General features: G+C 59.2%; 14 protein-coding genes and 1 pseudogene. 7 read left to right on the forward strand and 8 right to left on the reverse strand.

Annotated features, from left to right (window positions below; all coding sequences use genetic code 11):
• Positions 1–4 precede the first annotated feature (4 nt).
• The 4 genes from ACZ1HJ_RS19115 to ACZ1HJ_RS19130 all read right to left on the reverse strand — a co-directional run bounded on the left by ACZ1HJ_RS19115 (position 5) and on the right by ACZ1HJ_RS19130 (position 4,070).
• On the reverse strand, positions 5–1,006 hold the full coding sequence (locus ACZ1HJ_RS19115) for a chlorophyllide a reductase iron protein subunit X (RefSeq protein ID WP_472720211.1): 1,002 nt from the start codon (positions 1,004–1,006) through the stop codon (positions 5–7).
• Positions 1,003–1,944: a chlorophyll synthesis pathway protein BchC gene (gene bchC / locus ACZ1HJ_RS19120; RefSeq protein ID WP_472720212.1), complete on the reverse strand. Its 942-nt coding sequence runs from the start codon at positions 1,942–1,944 to the stop codon at positions 1,003–1,005. The genes ACZ1HJ_RS19115 and bchC overlap by 4 nt, the downstream gene beginning before the upstream one ends.
• A gap of 119 nt (positions 1,945–2,063) precedes the next feature.
• Positions 2,064–3,194 carry a methyltransferase gene (locus tag ACZ1HJ_RS19125; RefSeq protein ID WP_472720213.1) on the reverse strand — a complete coding sequence of 377 codons (1,131 nt, stop codon included), beginning with the start codon at positions 3,192–3,194 and terminating at the stop codon, positions 2,064–2,066.
• Between the two features lie 6 nt (positions 3,195–3,200).
• Positions 3,201–4,070, reverse strand: a complete 870-nt coding sequence (locus ACZ1HJ_RS19130) for a polyprenyl synthetase family protein (protein ID WP_472720214.1) — start codon at positions 4,068–4,070, stop codon at positions 3,201–3,203.
• A gap of 92 nt (positions 4,071–4,162) precedes the next feature.
• Here ACZ1HJ_RS19130 and crtD point away from each other — a divergent pair, with 92 nt between their 5' ends.
• Together crtD and crtC are read left to right on the forward strand one after the other, a co-directional pair.
• Positions 4,163–5,752: a 1-hydroxycarotenoid 3,4-desaturase CrtD gene (gene crtD, locus ACZ1HJ_RS19135; RefSeq protein WP_472720215.1), complete on the forward strand. Its 1,590-nt coding sequence runs from the start codon at positions 4,163–4,165 to the stop codon at positions 5,750–5,752.
• Positions 5,707–6,578: pseudogene (crtC, locus tag ACZ1HJ_RS19140) on the forward strand (carotenoid 1,2-hydratase). The gene crtD and the pseudogene crtC overlap by 46 nt, the downstream one beginning before the upstream one ends.
• Positions 6,579–6,580: 2 nt before the next feature.
• Here the strand turns inward: crtC and tspO are convergent.
• From tspO to ACZ1HJ_RS19155, 3 genes are read right to left on the reverse strand one after another with little or no spacing between them, the layout of a single operon-like run.
• Positions 6,581–7,039 carry a tryptophan-rich sensory protein TspO gene (tspO, locus tag ACZ1HJ_RS19145; RefSeq protein WP_472720216.1) on the reverse strand — a complete coding sequence of 153 codons (459 nt, stop codon included), beginning with the start codon at positions 7,037–7,039 and terminating at the stop codon, positions 6,581–6,583.
• Positions 7,036–8,085: a 15-cis-phytoene synthase gene (gene crtB / locus ACZ1HJ_RS19150; protein ID WP_472720217.1), complete on the reverse strand. Its 1,050-nt coding sequence runs from the start codon at positions 8,083–8,085 to the stop codon at positions 7,036–7,038. The genes tspO and crtB overlap by 4 nt, the downstream gene beginning before the upstream one ends.
• Complete coding sequence (locus tag ACZ1HJ_RS19155) at positions 8,082–9,635, reverse strand: phytoene desaturase (protein ID WP_472720218.1); 1,554 nt, start codon at positions 9,633–9,635, stop codon at positions 8,082–8,084. Before ACZ1HJ_RS19155 ends, crtB begins: the two co-directional genes overlap by 4 nt.
• Before the next feature lie 109 nt (positions 9,636–9,744).
• Here ACZ1HJ_RS19155 and crtA point away from each other — a divergent pair, with 109 nt between their 5' ends.
• The 4 genes from crtA to bchO are packed head-to-tail and all read left to right on the forward strand — an operon-like array spanning position 9,745 to position 14,042.
• On the forward strand, positions 9,745–10,452 hold the full coding sequence (crtA, locus tag ACZ1HJ_RS19160; protein ID WP_472722245.1) for a spheroidene monooxygenase: 708 nt from the start codon (positions 9,745–9,747) through the stop codon (positions 10,450–10,452).
• Positions 10,449–11,453, forward strand: a complete 1,005-nt coding sequence (gene bchI / locus ACZ1HJ_RS19165) for a magnesium chelatase ATPase subunit I (RefSeq protein WP_472720219.1) — start codon at positions 10,449–10,451, stop codon at positions 11,451–11,453. Before crtA ends, bchI begins: the two co-directional genes overlap by 4 nt.
• Entirely contained in the window at positions 11,450–13,132 is a 1,683-nt protein-coding gene (locus ACZ1HJ_RS19170) for a magnesium chelatase subunit D (protein ID WP_472720220.1), read from the forward strand. Before bchI ends, ACZ1HJ_RS19170 begins: the two co-directional genes overlap by 4 nt.
• Before the next feature lie 4 nt (positions 13,133–13,136).
• On the forward strand, positions 13,137–14,042 hold the full coding sequence (gene bchO, locus ACZ1HJ_RS19175; protein ID WP_472720221.1) for an alpha/beta fold hydrolase BchO: 906 nt from the start codon (positions 13,137–13,139) through the stop codon (positions 14,040–14,042).
• A gap of 7 nt (positions 14,043–14,049) precedes the next feature.
• On the opposite strand, the gene ACZ1HJ_RS19180 is transcribed toward bchO, so the two are convergent.
• Entirely contained in the window at positions 14,050–17,283 is a 3,234-nt protein-coding gene (locus ACZ1HJ_RS19180; RefSeq protein WP_472720222.1) for a chemotaxis protein CheB, read from the reverse strand.
• Between the two features lie 248 nt (positions 17,284–17,531).
• Between ACZ1HJ_RS19180 and ACZ1HJ_RS19185 the strand changes: the two genes are divergently transcribed.
• On the forward strand, positions 17,532–18,230 hold the full coding sequence (locus ACZ1HJ_RS19185; protein WP_472720223.1) for a hypothetical protein: 699 nt from the start codon (positions 17,532–17,534) through the stop codon (positions 18,228–18,230).
• Positions 18,231–18,440: the final 210 nt, after the last annotated feature.

Below are 18,440 nucleotides of genomic sequence, written 5' to 3' on the forward strand. Positions count from 1 at the left end.
GCTCTCACGCATCATCGTAGATCACTTCCAGCGACTCTTTTGGCTTGGCATCTTTGCCGCGCATGTCTTCGTCGGTTGCAGGCTCCAATGTGATGCCCGCACCGGTTTCCGACCCGTCAAACAGCTCCAGCAACCCATCTTGTGTCAGAGGTGCCGGGCGTACAGGTGGCGCCACGGCGACGTTTTCGCCCAGCTCGGCAAAGAGCGCGCCCCACTGACTTTCGGCCGTGCCAACGATTTGATAATTCGCGGATTTCTTGCGCAGATCATCGTCCTGCGGGATCGAGGCCAGGATTGGAATGTCGACGGCCTTGGCAAAGGCTTGTGCCTCGCCGGAATGGTCATCCTTGTTCACCACAAGACCCGCGACACCGACATTGCCGCCCAGTTTGCGGAAGTATTCGACCGCCGAGCAGACATTGTTGGCCACGTAAAGCGATTGCAGATCGTTCGAAGCAACAAGGATCACTTTCTGTGCCATATCGCGTGCAATCGGCAGGCCAAACCCGCCGCAGACCACGTCGCCCAGGAAATCGAGCAGGACGTAATCAAAGTCCCAATCATGGAAGCCCAGTTTTTCGAGAAGCTCGAACCCGTGGATGATGCCGCGACCACCGCAGCCCCGGCCCACTTCCGGCCCGCCGAGTTCCATCGCGAACACACCGCCGCGCTTGAAACAGACATCGCCGATCTTCACCGGCTCACCGGCGAGGTTCTTCTTGGTGGAGGTTTCGATGATCGTCGGACACGCCTTGCCGCCAAAGAGCAGGCTGGTCGTGTCAGATTTCGGATCACATCCGATCAGCAGAACGCGTTTGCCCTGCTCGGCCATCATGTGGCTCAGATTGGCGAGGGTGAAGGATTTCCCGATCCCGCCCTTGCCATAGATCGCAATGATCTGGGTTTTCTTGGTCGGCTCATCGGTCACCAGATCAGCCAGGTCCTCGCCCGCTTCGTCGCGCAGACGCTGATCGAAATCTTTCAGGTTTGGCACATCGTCTTTCACGCGGCGTCCTTCCAGTTGAGTATCATTTTAAGACAGGTCGGATCTTCGAAGGCCGTGCGATAGGCACCCGGCACATCCTCGACACCTGCTTCATGGGTAATCAGGTCGCTCATCGACAGCGCACCGCTGTTGATCAGGTCACGCACAGCGGTCAGGTCTTCGCGCGCCCATTCCGCCGCGACGCGGAACCGCGCCTCTTTCATAAAGGCGGGTGGAAAGGCAAAGCTGAGCGGATCAGCGTAAAACCCGGCCAGCACGATCTCGCCGCCCTTTTTGATGCGCCCGATCAGATCATTCAGGATCGCGGCATTGCCAGAGGCATCGTAGATCGCGGCGTAGTCACGACGCGGATCATGCTGCGGATCGATCACGTCGTAGCCTTGCGCGCCCGCACGTCGGTCCGGCTCGATCTCCCACACGGTGGGTGCAGGCGCACCCGCCGCAACGGTCAGTCGTGCCAGAAGGCGACCCAGAACTCCGTGCCCGACAATCAGATCAGGCACAGCCTTCTCGAGGCCGGCGATCGCATGGCGCGCCGTGGCCGCCAGCGCCAGCAAGGCACCTTCGGGGCCCAAAGCAGGGTCAATTTTTGTGACGCGGTCGGCCGATGTCACCAAACGAGACGCCGCACCACCAAAGAGGCCAAAGGCCCCATCAAAACAATCCGCGCCCGGAATGAAGACATGATCACCCGGCCGGAAACCGGAATCATGTCCGGCCTCAACAACCTCGCCCGCAGCCTCATATCCCGGCACCAGCGGATAGCCCATGCCAGGAAACGGCGGCATCTGGCCAGACCAGAACAGCTTTTCGGTTCCTGTCGATATGCCAGAATGTGCAATGTTTACAACAAGATCACCCGCGCCTGGCGCTTTGAGCGGCAGGCAGTCGAGTTGTAGATCCTCCGGACCGTTCAGATAGACGGCTCGCGCCTCCATGATGGCCTCCCCATCGCTCCACCCTGAAAAAGACTCAGTCGGGAGCGGTTCTTGATGTATTGTAAGTGTAAAGAGACACTCATATGTGTCAAGTTTTCTTTACAGTATTTAAGAGAGGGTTAAGCCGGCTTGGAACAGGTCACAACGCTGGTCACATAGGGGCGCAACGCCCGTGGCTGTTTGATGTTCTCGAAGCCAGCCGCCGCGCACATCTCGGCTATACGCGCCGCTGATCGCACGCGTCCGGTGCCCATCGCCATCGTGTAGAAATTGAAATAGATATCCCCTGCAGGCTCAGGCACCTTACCGCCCGCCATAGGCTCTGACACGATCAATCTTCCACCGTCCGGCAGCGCGGCGTAAGCCTTGGCCAACAGATCAATCACGGTTTCGTCCCGATGGTCATAAAATACCCGCACCAGTGAAATGGCATCTGCTCCTGTCGGGAGATCACCCGTGCGGAAACTGCCGGGGCGCAATTCGATGCGTTGCCCCTGCCCAGCCCGATCAAACCTGGCCCGGGCAGTTGGCACAACTTCGGGCAAATCCATCAGCATGGCGCGCATCTTTGGATGGGCACGCAAGACTTCGGTCAAAAATGCGCCAGAACCGCCGCCGACATCCAGCAACGTGTTGATCCCGCGCATGTCGACCATGCGCAACGTATCGTGGGCAACCAGCTGTTGGGATTGCGCCATCAGATCCGAATACCGCTCTGCGACATCAGGCGGGATATCGCCGGATTGACCAAAGACATAAGGCCAGAATTGCGCCAGTTCCGTCTCCGTTTCCCCCCGCAACAGGGCAACCGGGTCCGCCATATCCGCATATAACGCCTGATTGTGGCTGATCATCTGCGCCAGCCCCGGCACCCCCAGAATGGCCGCGCCGCGCCGGGCCAGCGCATAGCGCCCATCCCGCCTGCGCCGTAGCAAACCCATCGCAGCGCCTGCTGCAAGCAACCGCTCCATCCGCCCTGCAGGAACGCCCACGGCCAACCCGAGCTGTTCGGCCGAACTGGGCCGGTCCAGAAGCCGGTGCAATATGTTAAGCTCGACCAGAGCCAGCAGCGCCTGCGACTTCACAAACCCTTGCAAAAGATCAAAAATTTCGGCGCCATCACGCCGTGCAACGCTGCGCCCGACGGGAATACGGCTGGCCCATTTCTGAAAACCAGACCGCGCAACCAGCCGCGCGAACCACAAAGATGGAGAGAATTGAAAACGGGGTATGGGCTCGCCCGACGCCATCGCGGATCAGGCCCGGTTTCTGGCGGGTACTTTTGGCATGATCGATTTTGCCTTCAGGCGTACAACTTCGGCCAATGCCGCTTCGCCCGGACAGGACGGGATCGAGGCAATGGCGCCAGAAAGCGTATCCGACAGCCGCTCAAACGCGCCGTCTACACCCAATTCAGTGACGGCGCTTGGCCGACCATGCAGATCATCCTGCCCAACGGGTTTACCAAGCGATGCTTCATCCATCAGCGCATCGCGCAGATCATCAGCCACCTGGAAGGCTTCACCGATCAGCGCGCCGAGGTCATACCACGGCTCCGGATCATGACCGGCCGAAATTGCCCCCATCTGCGTCGCCGCCACAAAGAGCGCAGCCGTTTTGGAATGGTGATATGCCGCCAGATCAATTTTGGGCTCACTTTCCCAGCCTTGCCCGGCGCAAATGCCGTTAGGCATGCCCGTGCGTTGGGTCAGGGTCAAAATCATGCGTGCCGCCCGCATTGCATCAATATCCGCCGTGCGCGCCAGCGTTTCAAAGGCCAGAATGATCAGGCTGTCACCGGTCAAAACTGCCAATGGTTCGGAATAGGCGCGGTGCACAGACGGCTTGCCACGCCGCGTTTCCGCGTCATCGAAACAGGGCAGATCGTCATGCACCAAGCTGGCGCAATGCATCAATTCCAGCGCCGCCGCCGCCGCATTGGACAGGGCGGGTTGATCATCGCCGCACGCCTTGGCAACGGACAACAAAATCGTGGGCCGAATGCGCGCGCCACCCGGCAGCGTTGCATATTCCAGCGCTTCAGAGAGACGTTTGGGCGCTTGCTCGCCGCGCGCCGTGGATAAAGCGGTCGCAATGGCTGTTTCGACCCGTTCTGATAGCGGCATGAAAGCCTCCCGTTTGGCGTGCGTCACATCAGATTGACACTATTTGTGTAAATCATACTGGACACATTGCAGTAGCGAGTCAACAATTAGGCATGACAGCAACTCGGACATCACCAGCGCACAAGCCCCGCGTCGCGGTTATCGGCGCAGGGATTGCGGGGCTGGCGGCGGCGGCCCGACTGGCCCATTCCGGCGCGGATGTCACTGTGTTCGAAACCCATGCGACTCCGGGTGGAAAAATGCGCGCCTTGCCAACACTGGCAGGCCCCGTGGATGCCGGGCCCACGGTGCTGACCATGCGACCGGTGTTCGACGCGCTTTTCCAAAGTCTGGGCGAAAACATCGAGGATCATGTCACGTTGATCCGCCAAAATCTGCTTGCACGACATTTCTGGCCGGATGGCAGCCAGCTGGACCTGTTTGACACCGCAGAACGAAACATCGACGCCATAAGCGATTTTGCTGGCGCCAAGGCCGCGCGGCAATTTGATGCCTTCTGTGACCGGGCGCGCAGCTTGTTTGACGCCTTTGACGCGCCGATGATGCAAGCGGCCACCCCCGCATTCACCACACTGGCGCGCCACGTGGCCCGACAACCGCGTTTGCTGGCGAAAATGGCGCCGCTGTCGACCCTTCATGGCCTTTTGGACCGACTGTTTGATGACCCGCGACTGGTGCAACTCTTTGGCCGCTATGCCACCTATGTGGGCGGCTCACCCTATCAGGCCCCTGCCCTTCTGGCCCTGATCTGGCAGGCTGAAGCATCGGGCGTCTGGGCGATCAAAGGTGGCATGCACCAATTGGCACAATCGCTGATGGCCCTTGCGCAGGACCGCGGCGCCACGTTCCAGTTTAACACCGCGGCCGACGCCATCAACACTGAAAACGGCAAGGTTTGCGGCATCACAACAGCCGATGGTCGGGTTTTTCCGACATCGACCGTATTGTTCAACGGCGACCCCCGCGCCTTTGGCCTCGGCCTACTGGGCAGTGATTGCGCCAAGGTCGCGCCACAAACCCAATCCGTTGCCCGCAGTCTGTCTGCAGAAGTCTGGGCCTTTGCCGCGCGCGCAACCGGCCCGGATCTGGCGCATCATAATGTGTTTTTCAGGGCCGATCCCAAACCGGAATTCGATGGGCTGGCAAAGGGCCACATGAGCGATACGCCGACAATCTACGTCTGCGCAATGGATCGCGGCCTGAACACGCCACCGCCCGAGATCGAACGCTTTGAAACGATTGCCAACGCGCCCCCGCTGACCGCACGACCGACCCAAGAGGATGTTTCCAAATGTCAGACACGCACCTTTCAGACGCTGGCGGATTTCGGCCTGCACTTCGACCGGATGCCGGGACCCGAGAGTCTGACAACACCTCGGGACTTCGAACAGCTGTTTCCCGCCTCGGCCGGGTCACTTTACGGGCAGAGCCCGCATGGGATGACCGCCGCGCTGCAACGGCCTCAGGCCCGAACGGCGATCAAGGGGCTTTATCTGGCCGGGGGCGGCACGCATCCGGGGGCGGGCGTGCCGATGGCGACGCTCTCCGCACGGCACGCGGTCGAGGCGATCTTGAGCGACCAAATTTTGACATCGACGTCCCGCCCAACGGCTACGCGTGGTGGTATGTCGACGGCATCCGCGACGGCGGCGGGCGCGCCATCAGCGTCATCGGGTTCATAGGTTCGGTCTTTTCCCCGTGGTACGCGTGGTCCGGGCGGCGCAACCCGCAAAACAACGTCTGCATCAACGTGGCCACCTATGGGCCGGGCGGGCGGTTTGCCATGACAGATCGCGGCCAGACCGCTTTGCGTCAGACACCTGATTGCCTGACGGTTGGTCCGTCCTCCATGCGATGGGACGCCGGTAAACTGATCATCGAGGTCAATGAGATCGCCGCGCCGCCACTGGTCTCGCGCGTGCGCGGCACCATCACGGTCACCCCGTCAGCTATCACCAATGTTGAGGCCGCCTTGACGCCGGAAGGCACGCATATCTGGCGCCCCTTCGCCCCCACCTGCGACATCCACGTTGATCTTGATGCGCCCGGCTGGACATGGGACGGGCATGGCTATTTCGATGCCAATTTCGGCACCCGCGCGTTGGAGCAGGATTTCACCTACTGGACCTGGGGCCGCTTTCCGGTGTCGGGGGGCAGCACCTGTTTTTATGATGCAACCCTGCGCGATGGCAGCACGCTGTCTCTGGGCGCGCATTTTGACCGCGATGGGGCGGCCAGCGTTGTCGCGCCACCCCCAAAGCCCGCCTGCCCCGCAGCCTTTGGGCCGTTGCGCGCGATACCCGCGCCGATGCCGGATACGCCCCGGCACAGGTGCAGAACATGTTGGATGCGCCGTTTTACAGCCGGTCATCCGTGCGCACGCAAATCGACGGGCAGGAAAGCATTGGCGTGCACGAAGCGCTGGATTTGCGGCGTTTTCGGTCGCCCCTGCTCAAACCCATGTTGGCCTGTCGCGTGCCGCGTCGCACGCGGTGGCGTTTCGATTGATTTCAGGCGTTTTCCGGGTTCAACCGTATGACCGACAGATTGAGCGCGCCAGCCACCGACACCCACAGCAGATAAGGTAGAAAGAGCAATCCCGCGACCGTATCCACCTGCCAGAGTGCTATCATGCAGGCGGCAACCGACACCCACAGGCAGGCCAAGACAAGCAACCCCGCTTTGAGTTTCTGCAGGCCAAAAAACACCGGCGTCCAGAGGCCATTAAGAGCGATCTGAAGCGACCAAAGTGCCATTGCCAAGCCGTTTCCCGGGCTGACGGCCACACGCGCCCCGGCATAGGCCATACAAAGGTAAAGTGTGGTCCAGGCAACCGGGAACATGAAATTGGGCGGCGTCCAGGAGGGCTTCTTCAGCGCGTCATACCACGACCCGGGCGGAAACATTCCCCCCGTGGTTCCAGCCGCAACGCAAGCCGCCAGAAATATCGAGAAGTAGAGCCAGATCATATTGGTTTTCCAATGCCATGCCCGTGTTGCAGCGCACTTGACCGCTCGGCAACATCCCGCGCCTTGAGACCCGCCAGCGTGCCGTAGAGCGCATCGCTCCAGCCCCGTTCAGTCGCATTGCGATCTGCCGCCGCATCAACCAGAAAGGCGATTTCCGGCAGAGGTCGCGCGTGGATGACGGGCGACCGGGGCATAACCATTGTCCCCGAGGTGCGCAGCACCGCCAGCGCCAGCCACCCCAATTTCTGACGTCGCACCGTATGGGCGCGGTGATCTATGGAATTGCACTTCAGTCGCTGAATTTCGCCACCAATCCCCGCATAAATATACCGTGCTGCAAAAATACCGGGGCGGCAGGACACAGGCAACGCGCCTATGCCCGCCTCGGATCGCACATAAAGCGCATCGGCTTCACGCAAAAGGCGATCCACCATGGAATGCACCGCATCTGACATGCGCGGTGCGGCCAAAAACGCCTCAGGGTCCAGACCGGCATCACGCATCCAATCGGTCGGAATATAAAGCCGGCCCTCGCGCGCATCCTCGCCCACATCGCGGGCGATATTCGTCAGCTGCATTGCCACGCCCAGATCACAGGCGCGCGCCAGCGCATCCCGGTCCCGCACGCGCATGAGCACACACATCATCGCCCCCACGGCCGAGGCCACGCGCGCCGAATAGGCCCGCAAATCCGACAAACTGGCATAGCGTTTTTCCATCGCGTCCCAGGCCAACCCCTCAAGCAGGGCCTCCGGCAACGCGCTTGGCATCTCGAAATCCTCGATGATCGCGGCAAAGGCCCGGTCTGCGGGCGCGTTTCTGGGCCGCCCCGCATAGGCCAGATCAAGCCGTTCATGCAGGCGCAACACTGCATCCGCCTTGGCCGGTTGCAGATCAACCGCGTCATCCGCCAGCCGGCAAAACGCATAAAGCGCCAGCGCCGGATCCCGCAATTTGCGCGGCAGAAGCCGGGAGGCCGCATGGAAAGAGAGCGACCCGTGGCGGATCGCCTCTACGCAATGCGCCATATCCTTGGGATCAATCATCGCTGCATCACCGTTTCCGCATGTGGCACCAATTGATCCAAGACTTCAGCGCTGGTCACCACACTGGGCAATCCCGCACCGGGATGTGTCCCCGCGCCCACAACATAAAGCCCCGCAACTTCTTCGCTGATGTTGTGCGGACGAAACCACGCACTTTGAAAAATCCGCGGTTCCAGTGAAAAACCAGCGCCATAGGGGCTGAGATAGCGATCGCGGAACGTATCCGGCGTGAACACCAGCTGTTCGGTCAGATGCTCTTCCAAACCGGGCAGCATATGCTCCTCCAGCACGGTTTGCATTTTCCGCCGATACGTTTCTGCCTCGGTCGACCAGTCGACCGATTGGTCATGGCCCAGATGGGGCACAGGGCTGAGCGCATAGAATGAATCGTCACCCGCGGGTGCTGCCGTCGGGTCTGTGACGGTTGGGCGATGCACATAAAGGCTCATGTCGTCCGCCAGCGTGCCTTTTGAGAAGATGTCGCGCAAAAGACCCGTGTAACGCGGGCCGTTCATGATTGTGTGGTGCCCGACATCGGGCCATTTATCCCGCGTTCCTTTGGTGCCGAAGTACCAGACGAACAGGCTCATCGACCATTTCGACCGCTTGAGCCGTGCGGATGTCCAGCGCCGCCGCTTGAAATTGCGCAGGAGGTGATCATAGGTGTGGCCCGTGTCAGCGTTGGACACCACGATATCCGCATCCACCACATCACCGCTGCTCAGCCGAACGCCGCTGGCATGGTCACCCTTCACCAATATCTCATCGACCTCGGCACTTTGGATCACCTGACCGCCCTGATCCTCGATCACATCACGCATGGCGCGCGCAATCGCATCGACGCCGCCAATCGCGTAGTGAACACCGAATTCCTTTTCCAGATGGCTGACCAGAATATAGACCGAGGTCACTTTGGTCGGGTTGCCCCCGATAAAGAGCGGGTGCAGCGACAGCGCCATGCGCAGGCGTTCATCTTTCACCCGTGCCGACGCGTGACCATAGACCGACCGGTCTGCGCGCAGGGCGGCAAACCCTGGCAACGCCTTGGCCAAATCCCACAATTTGTTCATCGGACGACGGCCCAGCCCCTCGAAGCCGAAATGATACCGTTTCTCGCTATCGCGCAGAAAGCGTTTATACCCTTCAACATCGCCCGGTGACAGACGGGCCACTTCCGCCATCATCGCCTCGTCATCGGCAAAAATCTTGAAGCGGCTGCCATCCGGCCAGCGCAGCTCGTAATAGGGGTCCAGCGGTTCAAGCGTCACGTCCGTATCAAAGTCACGACCGCACGCAGCCCATAAATCACGAAACACATAGGGAACCGTCACGATGGTTGGTCCCAGATCGAACCGGTAGCCATTTTGCCAGATGCAGGAGCCGCGCCCGCCTGGACTGTCCAATCGATCCAGAACGCTCACGCGGTAGCCTTTGGCCCCCAATCGCATCGCTGACGAAAGCCCGCCCAAACCGGCCCCGATCACAACAGCATGCGGTCGCGCGTCCGTCGCAAGTCGTTCGCCGTGGAAAGATTCGTGACGTGTCAACATATTGAAAGACTACATGTGTCTAGTTTAGTTGACAATCATTCACTGCAACGCTTTCCTGTTTCTCGAAAGCGTGCCAATAATCGGCCGCAGATCGTTTAGGAGCTACGTCATACAAACTGTATCGCTCAGTTTTTTCCGTTTCCCACCTGGGCTTAGCCGGTTCTGGGCCTTCGCGATGATGGGTCTCGCGCGCCGTCACATGCGCCGTGTCGAGGGCCTGGGTTTCTGGAAATTATGCGGCTCCGGGACGGGCGAAGGCTTCACGCCAATCCCGAACACGGCCGTATATTCCATTTTGGCCACATGGCCGGACGAGGAAACTGCGCGCCAGCAAACCCGCTCCGCCGCCATTTTTCGCAGATATCTGAGCCAAGCCAGCGAATGCTGGACCGTGTTTCTGACGCCAGTTTCGTCGCGTGGCGAATGGTCAGGTGTGGCCCCGTTTCATCCGCACGAACAGGCCATTGACGGCCCTATTGCAGCGTTGACCCGAGCGACAATCCGGCCTTTGACCGCATTGCGGTTCTGGCGCCGCGTGCCCGACATCAGCAACGTCATTGGGGCAGACAGCAACGTGATGTTCAAAATCGGCATCGGTGAAGTGCCCTTGATGCACCAAATCACCTTTTCGATCTGGCCCGACACCGACACCATGGCAGAATTCGCCCGCGTGGATGGCCCCCATGCGCGCGCTATCAGGGCCGTGCGCGACGGAAATTGGTTTCGCGAAGAGCTTTATGCCCGCTTCCATGTTCTGGGCGAGCATGGCACGTGGAACGGGACCAGCCCCCTGAACGCACATGAGGCCGCAGCATGACGCCAGTCTTTCCGTTTTCGGCCATTGTCGGACAGGACCAGATGAAACTGTCTTTGATCCTGACGGCGATCGACCCCACCCTGGGCGGCGTGTTGGTGTTTGGCGATCGCGGCACCGGAAAATCCACAGCGGTGCGTGCCCTGGCCGCGCTATTGCCACCAATCCAGTCCGTCAAAGGCTGTCCCATTAACGCCGAGACGCGGGCGGAATGCCCGGACTGGGCGGATATCAAGGGCGACAAGACAGTCAAAATGGCCACGCCTGTGGTCGATCTGCCTCTGGGCGTGACTGAAGATCGGGTCACTGGTGCACTGGATATCGAACGCGCCCTGACACGCGGCGAAAAGGCATTTGAGCCGGGGTTGCTGGCGCGTGCCAATCGCGGCTACCTGTATATTGATGAGGTCAATCTACTGGAGGATCACATCGTTGATCTGCTGTTGGATGTGGCCCAATCCGGGGTCAATGCGGTTGAACGCGAAGGCCTGTCGATCCGCCATCCGGCCCGGTTTGTTTTGATTGGCTCCGGCAACCCGGAAGAAGGTGAATTGCGCCCGCAACTGCTTGATCGCTTTGGATTATCAGTCGAAGTTGCCTCGCCCACGGATATCGATGAACGGATCGAAGTGATCCGCCGCCGGGATGCGTTTGAGAACGACACCAAGCCCTTCATGACCCGCTGGCGGCGCAAGGATGGCAAAATCCGTAAAGACATTCTGGCCGCACGCGATCTTTTGCCCAACACGCAAACGCCCGATGATATTCTGCGCGATTGTGCAGAGCTGTGTCTGGCGCTTGGCACGGACGGCCTGCGGGGGGAACTGACCCTGATGCGCGCCGCGCGTGCACTGGCCGCGTATCAGGGCGACACCAAGACCGATCGCACCCATCTGCGCGCCGTGGCACCCATGGCGCTCAGCCACCGCCTGCGGCGCGATCCACTGGACGAAGCAGGATCGGGGACACGGGTGGCACGCCTTGTCACCGACGTCTTGGGATGAGCGCGCCAACGCCCATCGCGAAACGGGTCGCACGGGCACTGGCAGCATTGGCAATCGATCCCGCAGGCCTCAGAGGCATGTCGGTTCGGGCGCGCGTGGGGCCCGCACGCGCGGCGTTCGAGGCATTATTGCCGCGTCTGCCCGGCACCTTGCGGCGCGTCCCTCCGACAGTTTCTGACACGCAGTTGTTTGGCGGTCTCAACATTGCCGCCACCCTGGCCGAAGGGCGCCCGGTCCATGAGCCGGGGCTGGACCAGACGGCAACCCTGCTTGCCATGCCCATGGCGGAACGGATCACACCCGGTCTTGCGGCACGACTGGCGCAGATACTGGACCGGGCCAAAGGGCATGCGCTGATCCTCTTTGACGAAGGCGCGGACACCGATGAACGCGCGCCGCAAGCTTTGCTCGATCGGGTGGCCTTCCACGTTGATCTGAATGAAGTGACGATGGAAGAAGCACGCTATCCCTTCCCCGCTCCCGGGGATGTGGATCACGCCCGCGCCCATCTGACCGAATTACGCCTGACCGCCGATGACCTCAGCGCACTCACGGTTTTGGCCGCGCGTTTCGGAATTGACAACCTGCGCGTCCCCACATTGGCGGCACATGCGGCGCGCGCGCTGGCCGCACTGGACAGGGCGGCAGAGGTCGGCGAAGAGCATATCCGCGAGGCGGTCGAACTTGTGTTTCCGCACCACGCCCAACATGTCCCGGAGATGCACGAAGACCCTCCCTCGCCGGACACGCCCGATCCGACCGATGGACCTGACACCAAAGAAGACGGCGAAGCGACAACGCCCGCACTCCCCGAAGAGATGTTGGTGGATGCGGTGGCTGCACTATTGCCCCGTGATCTGTTAGAGTTGGGCGCGCGGGACAAGGCCGCAAACCCGCGCAGTGGCGGCAGTGGCGCCGGGGGCCGACGTCTTGGCAATCGGCGTGGACGTCCCCTACCCGCGCGACCCGGCAAACCCGATGGCCGCAACCGGATTGATCCTGTGGCCACACTGCGTACTGCCGCGCCGTGGCAGCGCCTGCGCCGCCAACATGTGCAAGACGCCCGGCCGATCATCATTTACCCGACCGACATCCGCATCCGGCGCTACGAAGACCGCTCAGACAGGTTGCTGATCTTTGCAGTTGATGCATCCGGATCCGCCGCCGTTGCCCGGCTGGCCGAGGCCAAGGGCGCGGTCGAATTATTGCTGGCACAGGCCTATGCCAAACGGGATCAGGTGGCGTTGATATCCTTTCGCGGCGCCACGGCCGAGGTGTTGCTCCCGCCGACCCGCTCGCTGCTGCAGGGCAAAAAGCGGCTCGCGGCATTGCCCGGCGGCGGCGGCACCCCGCTGGCGGCAGGCCTGCAAGCAGTCCTGCGCCTCGCTGATCAGGCGCAGGGCCGCGGGTTGAGCCCGATGCTGGCCCTGTTGACCGATGGACGCGCCAATGTCGGCCTCGAAGGAGAACCGGGACGCGCCGCAGCCCTGGAGGAAGCCACCACGCTGGCAAAACAGATCGCCCATACCGGCCTCAAGGCAGTGATGATCGACACGTCCATGCGGCCCGGGCCACAGGCGGCTGCGATTGCCGGGGATCTGGGGGCGCGCTACGTTCCGCTGCCTCGGGCTGACGCCCATGGGATAAGCGCTGCCGTCGACACCGCGTTGGAGCAGTAGCGCCATGGATTGGGACCGCGATCTTCCGACCTGGCCCCTTGCCTCGCTCTCGCGCCGCATCCCTCTGCGCACCCATCGGTGGCACGTTCAGGAGACCGGCAAAGGTCCGACGATCCTGCTTTTGCACGGCTCAGGCGCAAGCACCCATAGCTGGCGTGACATGATCCCGATTCTGGCACGCGATCACCATGTCGTGGCGATCGACCTACCCGGGCAAGGTTTTACCCAGATCAGCCGAAAAGACCGTTGCGGCCTGCCCGCGATGACGCAGGACATAGCAGCACTTTGCGATGATCAGAATTGGGCCCCCTTTGCCGTCATCGGACACTCCGCCGGGGCGGCCATTGCGCTCAATCTGGCCAAACACTTCGCCGATTCAGAGCATGCACCACCTGCCATCATCGGCATCAACGCGGCCTTGGGACGGTTTGAAGGGGTGGCGGGCTGGCTTTTTCCGCTGTTGGCAAAGGTGCTGGCGCTCAATCCGCTGACCTCTTACGCATTTGCGGCTGGTCGCAACAGCGACGCACGCGCACGGCGCCTGATCGAGGGCACAGGGTCCGCGCTGAACGCCGAGGGTATTGATCTTTACGGACGTCTCATTTCGGACCGTAACCATGTCGAGGGCACGCTGCAGATGATGGCGCAATGGAATGTTGACGCGCTTTTGGATGAGTTGGCTGATATCTCATCCCGCTGCCTGTTCATTGTCGGCGAAAAGGACAAGGCCGTGAAGCCGGAAATTTCGGAACGCGCCGCGGCGTCCATGCCAAGCGCAGAGATCATTCGGATGGACACTGCCGGCCATCTGGGACACGAGGAAGAGCCGCAGAATGTCGCCGCAATTATCCTGAACTGGCTGCACCCAGATCGGGGCGCGGGTGATGCTGCACCTGCCGACACCCCCTGACCATGGTTTAGACAGCCGCCTCAATTTCCCGGAAAAATCCTGAAATTTTAAAGACTTCACCTTCTGTGTTCTTGATCGCGATACCATGTGATTCAACGTTTATGACCGCATCGTCTTCACACAACAGGCGTTTTACAAACCGGAAATCCTCACCCTTTTTGATCGCCTTGTCGACACAGGCCTTCACAGCTTTCCGGTCATCCGGATGGTAAAACTTGATGCCAGCCTTGAGGTCAGGCTTGAACTCTTCCGGCGTGGTTCGGTGAATGCGGAAGACCTCCTTCGACCAGTAAAGCTCCTGCGTCGCGATATCGATTTCCCAATAGCCCGCGCCAGAAAAGTTCTGCAGTGCTGTCATGCGGGTGATGAGATCCTGCGCCTGATTTCGCGACTCCATCAATTCAGACACATCTGTTGCCACCGAATAGATTGTGGGCGTTTTTGCCACCTCGCTCGAGTAGCTGAACCGGTTCATGGCAAGCCAAATGTGCTTTTCGGTATGTGGCGAATAGAACTGGATCGACTCTTGGGACATGTCTTCATTGCCCTTGAGGAATTCCGCATCGGATTTCAGCAGCCTCTTGGCCGCTTCAGGGTCAATCAGTTCGGTGATGTTCTTGTTGATCGCCTCTTCTGCTGACACACCCAGTGATTTTGCCGACGCATTGCTGATCCGCAGAATATTGCCCTTGTTATCGCGGTGCATGAGATACACGTAATCGGAACGCAGTATCATCTCCATCTCGCGCGCCAGACCCGGGAATTCCGTGACCACGATCGTCACGCCCTGTATCTGTCCGCTCGCCTCGAAATAGGGTGAGCAACTCAACTTCACCCGGTTGCCCATTGAATTGAACTCGCGGTCCACCGTTGCGCCCATTTGCAGCGCCTCACTGCAGATCGGTGCAAGGCTTGGGAACCCGTCCGGAAGCACACATTGACTGATATGAGGAGACGCCAGCGGCAATTTGATACCAAAGATGTCGGTCGCCGGTCGCGTGGCCTGCGTGATCTGGAACGCACTGTCGACCACGATGATCGCAAGCGGCGTGCTCTCCAGAACCGACGTCAGTTCGCCCGTGCGCCCGCTCAGCTCTGAAGCTGTAACCTGCAATTCTTCGTTGACGGTGATCAGCTCTTCGTTGGTTGATTGTAGCTCTTCATTCGAAGTCTCCAGTTCCTCATTCGAGGCCTGAAGCTCTTCGTTGGTTGATTGCAATTCTTCGTTCAGCGATTGCAGCTCTTCGTTCGAGGTCTCGAGCTCTTCGATGGTCTGCTGCAAAGCCTCACGGGTCGATGCAACCTCGTTTTCGAGGAAACGGATACGTTCCGACACAACGTTGTCATCCAGTTCCTCGATGTCCTGGGAGGTTAGCGCCGCCTTGTCAACCTTGACAGGCGTGAAGACAACCAACGCCGCCCTTTCGTTGATTTCCTTGGCTACGATCGGATAGACATCCAGCCGGATTTCTTCCTCGTCATTTACCGCCAAAAGGTGGCGCACACCGGCGCGGTGGGTTTTGTTCTTGAGCGCAATGGTGATTAGGCTGCGGGCCTCTTCGCGCAACGGCGAGCGCAACAGGTCGAGATGCATCTTCAGGTTCGACGCCTCGTTGACTTCCACAAAGCTCGAGATGTTGCCGTACACCCGTACGATGGAATAATCGTCCGTCACCAAAACAGAGTTGTGACCAAGCGACTGAGCCAATGCTTCAAACAGGTGGCGATCGGTGGTTTGCGCCCGTTCTGTTGGTTCGGGCATCCGAATTTGACGCGCCGCGTAAGGCGGGTTGGAGACGTTGAGCGGCACTTGCGCGGTACTGCGCAGCACGCGCTTGTGATACACATGCGAAGCACTGCGATCCTGAACAAAAAGCTCGTCCGATCCCGCCACGCTTTCTGCGGTTCCAAGGAACAACAGGGCGTTTGCAGTCAACGCGTAGTGGAACCGCGACATCACCTTTTGCTGCAGCGAGTTTCCAAAATAAATCAACAGGTTGCGACAGCAAATCAGATCAACATTCTGAAACGGCGGATCCTGACAGACATTGTGGTCCGAAAACAGGATCGCGTTGCGCAACGTGTCGATCATCCGGATACCGTCCTTTTGACGGATGACGTATTTCTCGGCCAGCTCCCTCGGAATATCTTCCAGAGCCGCGGTTCCATAGGCACCGCCTCGCGCAACCTTCAGCGCGTTTTTATCGATGTCGGTGGCAAAGATCTGCACATGGGCTTTCAGGTCGATGCCGGGTCCACCCAGGGTCTCGGACAGCAACATCGCGATCGAATAGACTTCTTCACCCGTCGCACATCCCGCAATCCAGACCCGCAATGGGCCTTCGCCGCTATCTTTGATCAACTCCGGCAGAAGTTTTGACAGCTGTTCAAACTCATCCGGGTCGCGGAAGAATCGCGTGACCGAAATCAACAAATCCTTGAAGAGCGCATCGACCGCATCGGGATTATTGCGACAAAACTGCGTGTATTCCGCTTGGGTTTTGATCCCCAGCGCCACCATCCGGCGTTCGATGCGTCGGCTGATCGTGGTTTGCTTGTATTCACGAAAATCCACACGGGTTTTTGCCAGCAAAATCTGCAACAGATCCGAGATTGGCGTACTCTGCAATTCGCGCGAGCGGAACCCTTCAAAGTCATGCAGCGACGACAGGATTTTGGCCAGATGCGTCCCGATCTCCAAAGGCCGCAAGATCAGATCAACACATCCTGTCTGTACCGCCGCATGGGGCATACCATCATATTTGGCGCTGTCTGTGTCCTGCGCGATGGTGATGCCGCCTGCCTCGCGGATGGCCTGCACTCCATACGCGCCATCGCTGCCAGTACCCGACAGGATGATCGCCATTGATTTCTCGCCGTGGTTGTCTGCAAGGCTTTGCAAGAAGCGATTGACCGACGGCTTTGGCATCGCAGGTTCAGGGCTCGGCTCACGCAGCCGCAACGCGCCATCTTCAAACACAACATCCGTGTTGGGAGGTGTGATATAGACCACATTCGGCTCAGGGACCGTCTGGTCCTCAACGTCCTTCACGATCAGGTCTGTTTGCCGCGCAACCAGCTCTGTCATAAGGCTTTTGTGATGTGGCGACATGTGTTGGACAACCACATATGACACCGGCAAATCCGATGGCAACGTGACGACCAATTCGCGCACCGCCTCCAGCCCGCCTGCAGACGAACCAATCCCAATAATTGTCAATTCCGACTTCGTATCTTCCATTGCCCCACGCGCCCCACCTAAAGCTTTATTTTGATCATATAGCTCAACCCTAGGGATTTCTATTGCGAATCGTATTCTTTCGCCATTGCCGACAACCATTCCTTAACCAAAATCAACAATTCATTAACCAATTGGACATTTTTACGTTTAAAAAACAATTAACTAGGATTTTGCCCAAGTTTACTTTCTGTAAATATTTGCTTCTTATTTCTCAATTTAACTGTTCGAATTTTAGCGAGGGAGAAGAAATGCGGGTCACAGCTGATGTCCAGTCCCACGACAAAGGTGTCTCAACACGAAAGTTTGTCGTAAACCTGACTTTACTGGATGGACATGATCCTGAAGTGCGATCATGTGAAATCATTGGCCGGAATTACCGAAATAGAACGTCCTTCGGCGAACGAACGCGTCTTGATGATGTATTTGTGAAAGCCGTGTCGGACGGGCTGAGCCGATGCCTTTCGAAGATGAGTAACGACACCGAAGTTGTTGCCTTGCCAGATTTTGTTGTTGAGACCCCGGGCCTGACCCTCGCGGGCGCACACATGATGGTCTCCAAAGGTGATGACGGCACGTTGCACATCATTTTCCGGTTCCGTTTCTTCCTTGGCGGAATCAACCGTGCGTTTAATCGCAACATCGGCTTCGATGGCGATATCAGCAGCGAAAGCAGCCGTCTGTCTGCGCTTGTTCTGGCCGATCTGGCATTGCCCATTCTGAATTTCTGCGAAGCAGCCAAGGCAGGAATGATGAACCATGATGCGCCCATAACCGGTTTTGTCGACAAGCTTGCGGAACGATCCAATGAGATCAGTTTTCAGATTGAGTTGGTCAAGCGGTTCATCGAGCATCCTGGTGCAGCGCATATCGCAATTGCGGACTATCCCAAAGCCTATGAGAGTGCCCGCAAACTCGGTCTGTTACCGTCCCATGTGGAAGACGCCTGACACGTTTGATTTGCGCCTGCCGCAAGTGATCTGACACCCATCGACACCTTGTGACCCCTGCCCTCTCTTCGAGACGCGGGGCATTACAACGTTGTTGACAGATATCTTGGGCGATGCTGATTTGGACATGAAATTTCCCGCGTTTTGATTGGCAGCGCCAACGGGCGGCGGATTTCTCGCCACTCTGTCCGCTGCCAACAAGGTTTTCCC

The sequence above is a fragment of the Roseovarius sp. JB2-10 genome (assembly GCF_055693585.1).

What these genes read in the sequence shown, in the direction of transcription:
- bchC (WP_472720212.1), bottom strand. Translation starts at nt 1,944, where the DNA reads ATGGAGGCGCGAGCCGTCTATCTGAACGGTCCGGAGGATCTACAACTC.
- ACZ1HJ_RS19125 (WP_472720213.1), bottom strand. Translation starts at nt 3,194, where the DNA reads ATGGCGTCGGGCGAGCCCATACCCCGTTTTCAATTCTCTCCATCTTTG.
- ACZ1HJ_RS19130 (WP_472720214.1), bottom strand. Translation starts at nt 4,070, where the DNA reads ATGCCGCTATCAGAACGGGTCGAAACAGCCATTGCGACCGCTTTATCC.
- crtD (WP_472720215.1), top strand. Translation starts at nt 4,163, where the DNA reads ATGACAGCAACTCGGACATCACCAGCGCACAAGCCCCGCGTCGCGGTT.
- tspO (WP_472720216.1), bottom strand. Translation starts at nt 7,039, where the DNA reads ATGATCTGGCTCTACTTCTCGATATTTCTGGCGGCTTGCGTTGCGGCT.
- crtB (WP_472720217.1), bottom strand. Translation starts at nt 8,085, where the DNA reads ATGATTGATCCCAAGGATATGGCGCATTGCGTAGAGGCGATCCGCCAC.
- ACZ1HJ_RS19155 (WP_472720218.1), bottom strand. Translation starts at nt 9,635, where the DNA reads ATGTTGACACGTCACGAATCTTTCCACGGCGAACGACTTGCGACGGAC.
- bchI (WP_472720219.1), top strand. Translation starts at nt 10,449, where the DNA reads ATGACGCCAGTCTTTCCGTTTTCGGCCATTGTCGGACAGGACCAGATG.
- ACZ1HJ_RS19170 (WP_472720220.1), top strand. Translation starts at nt 11,450, where the DNA reads ATGAGCGCGCCAACGCCCATCGCGAAACGGGTCGCACGGGCACTGGCA.
- bchO (WP_472720221.1), top strand. Translation starts at nt 13,137, where the DNA reads ATGGATTGGGACCGCGATCTTCCGACCTGGCCCCTTGCCTCGCTCTCG.
- ACZ1HJ_RS19180 (WP_472720222.1), bottom strand. Translation starts at nt 17,283, where the DNA reads ATGGAAGATACGAAGTCGGAATTGACAATTATTGGGATTGGTTCGTCT.
- ACZ1HJ_RS19185 (WP_472720223.1), top strand. Translation starts at nt 17,532, where the DNA reads ATGCGGGTCACAGCTGATGTCCAGTCCCACGACAAAGGTGTCTCAACA.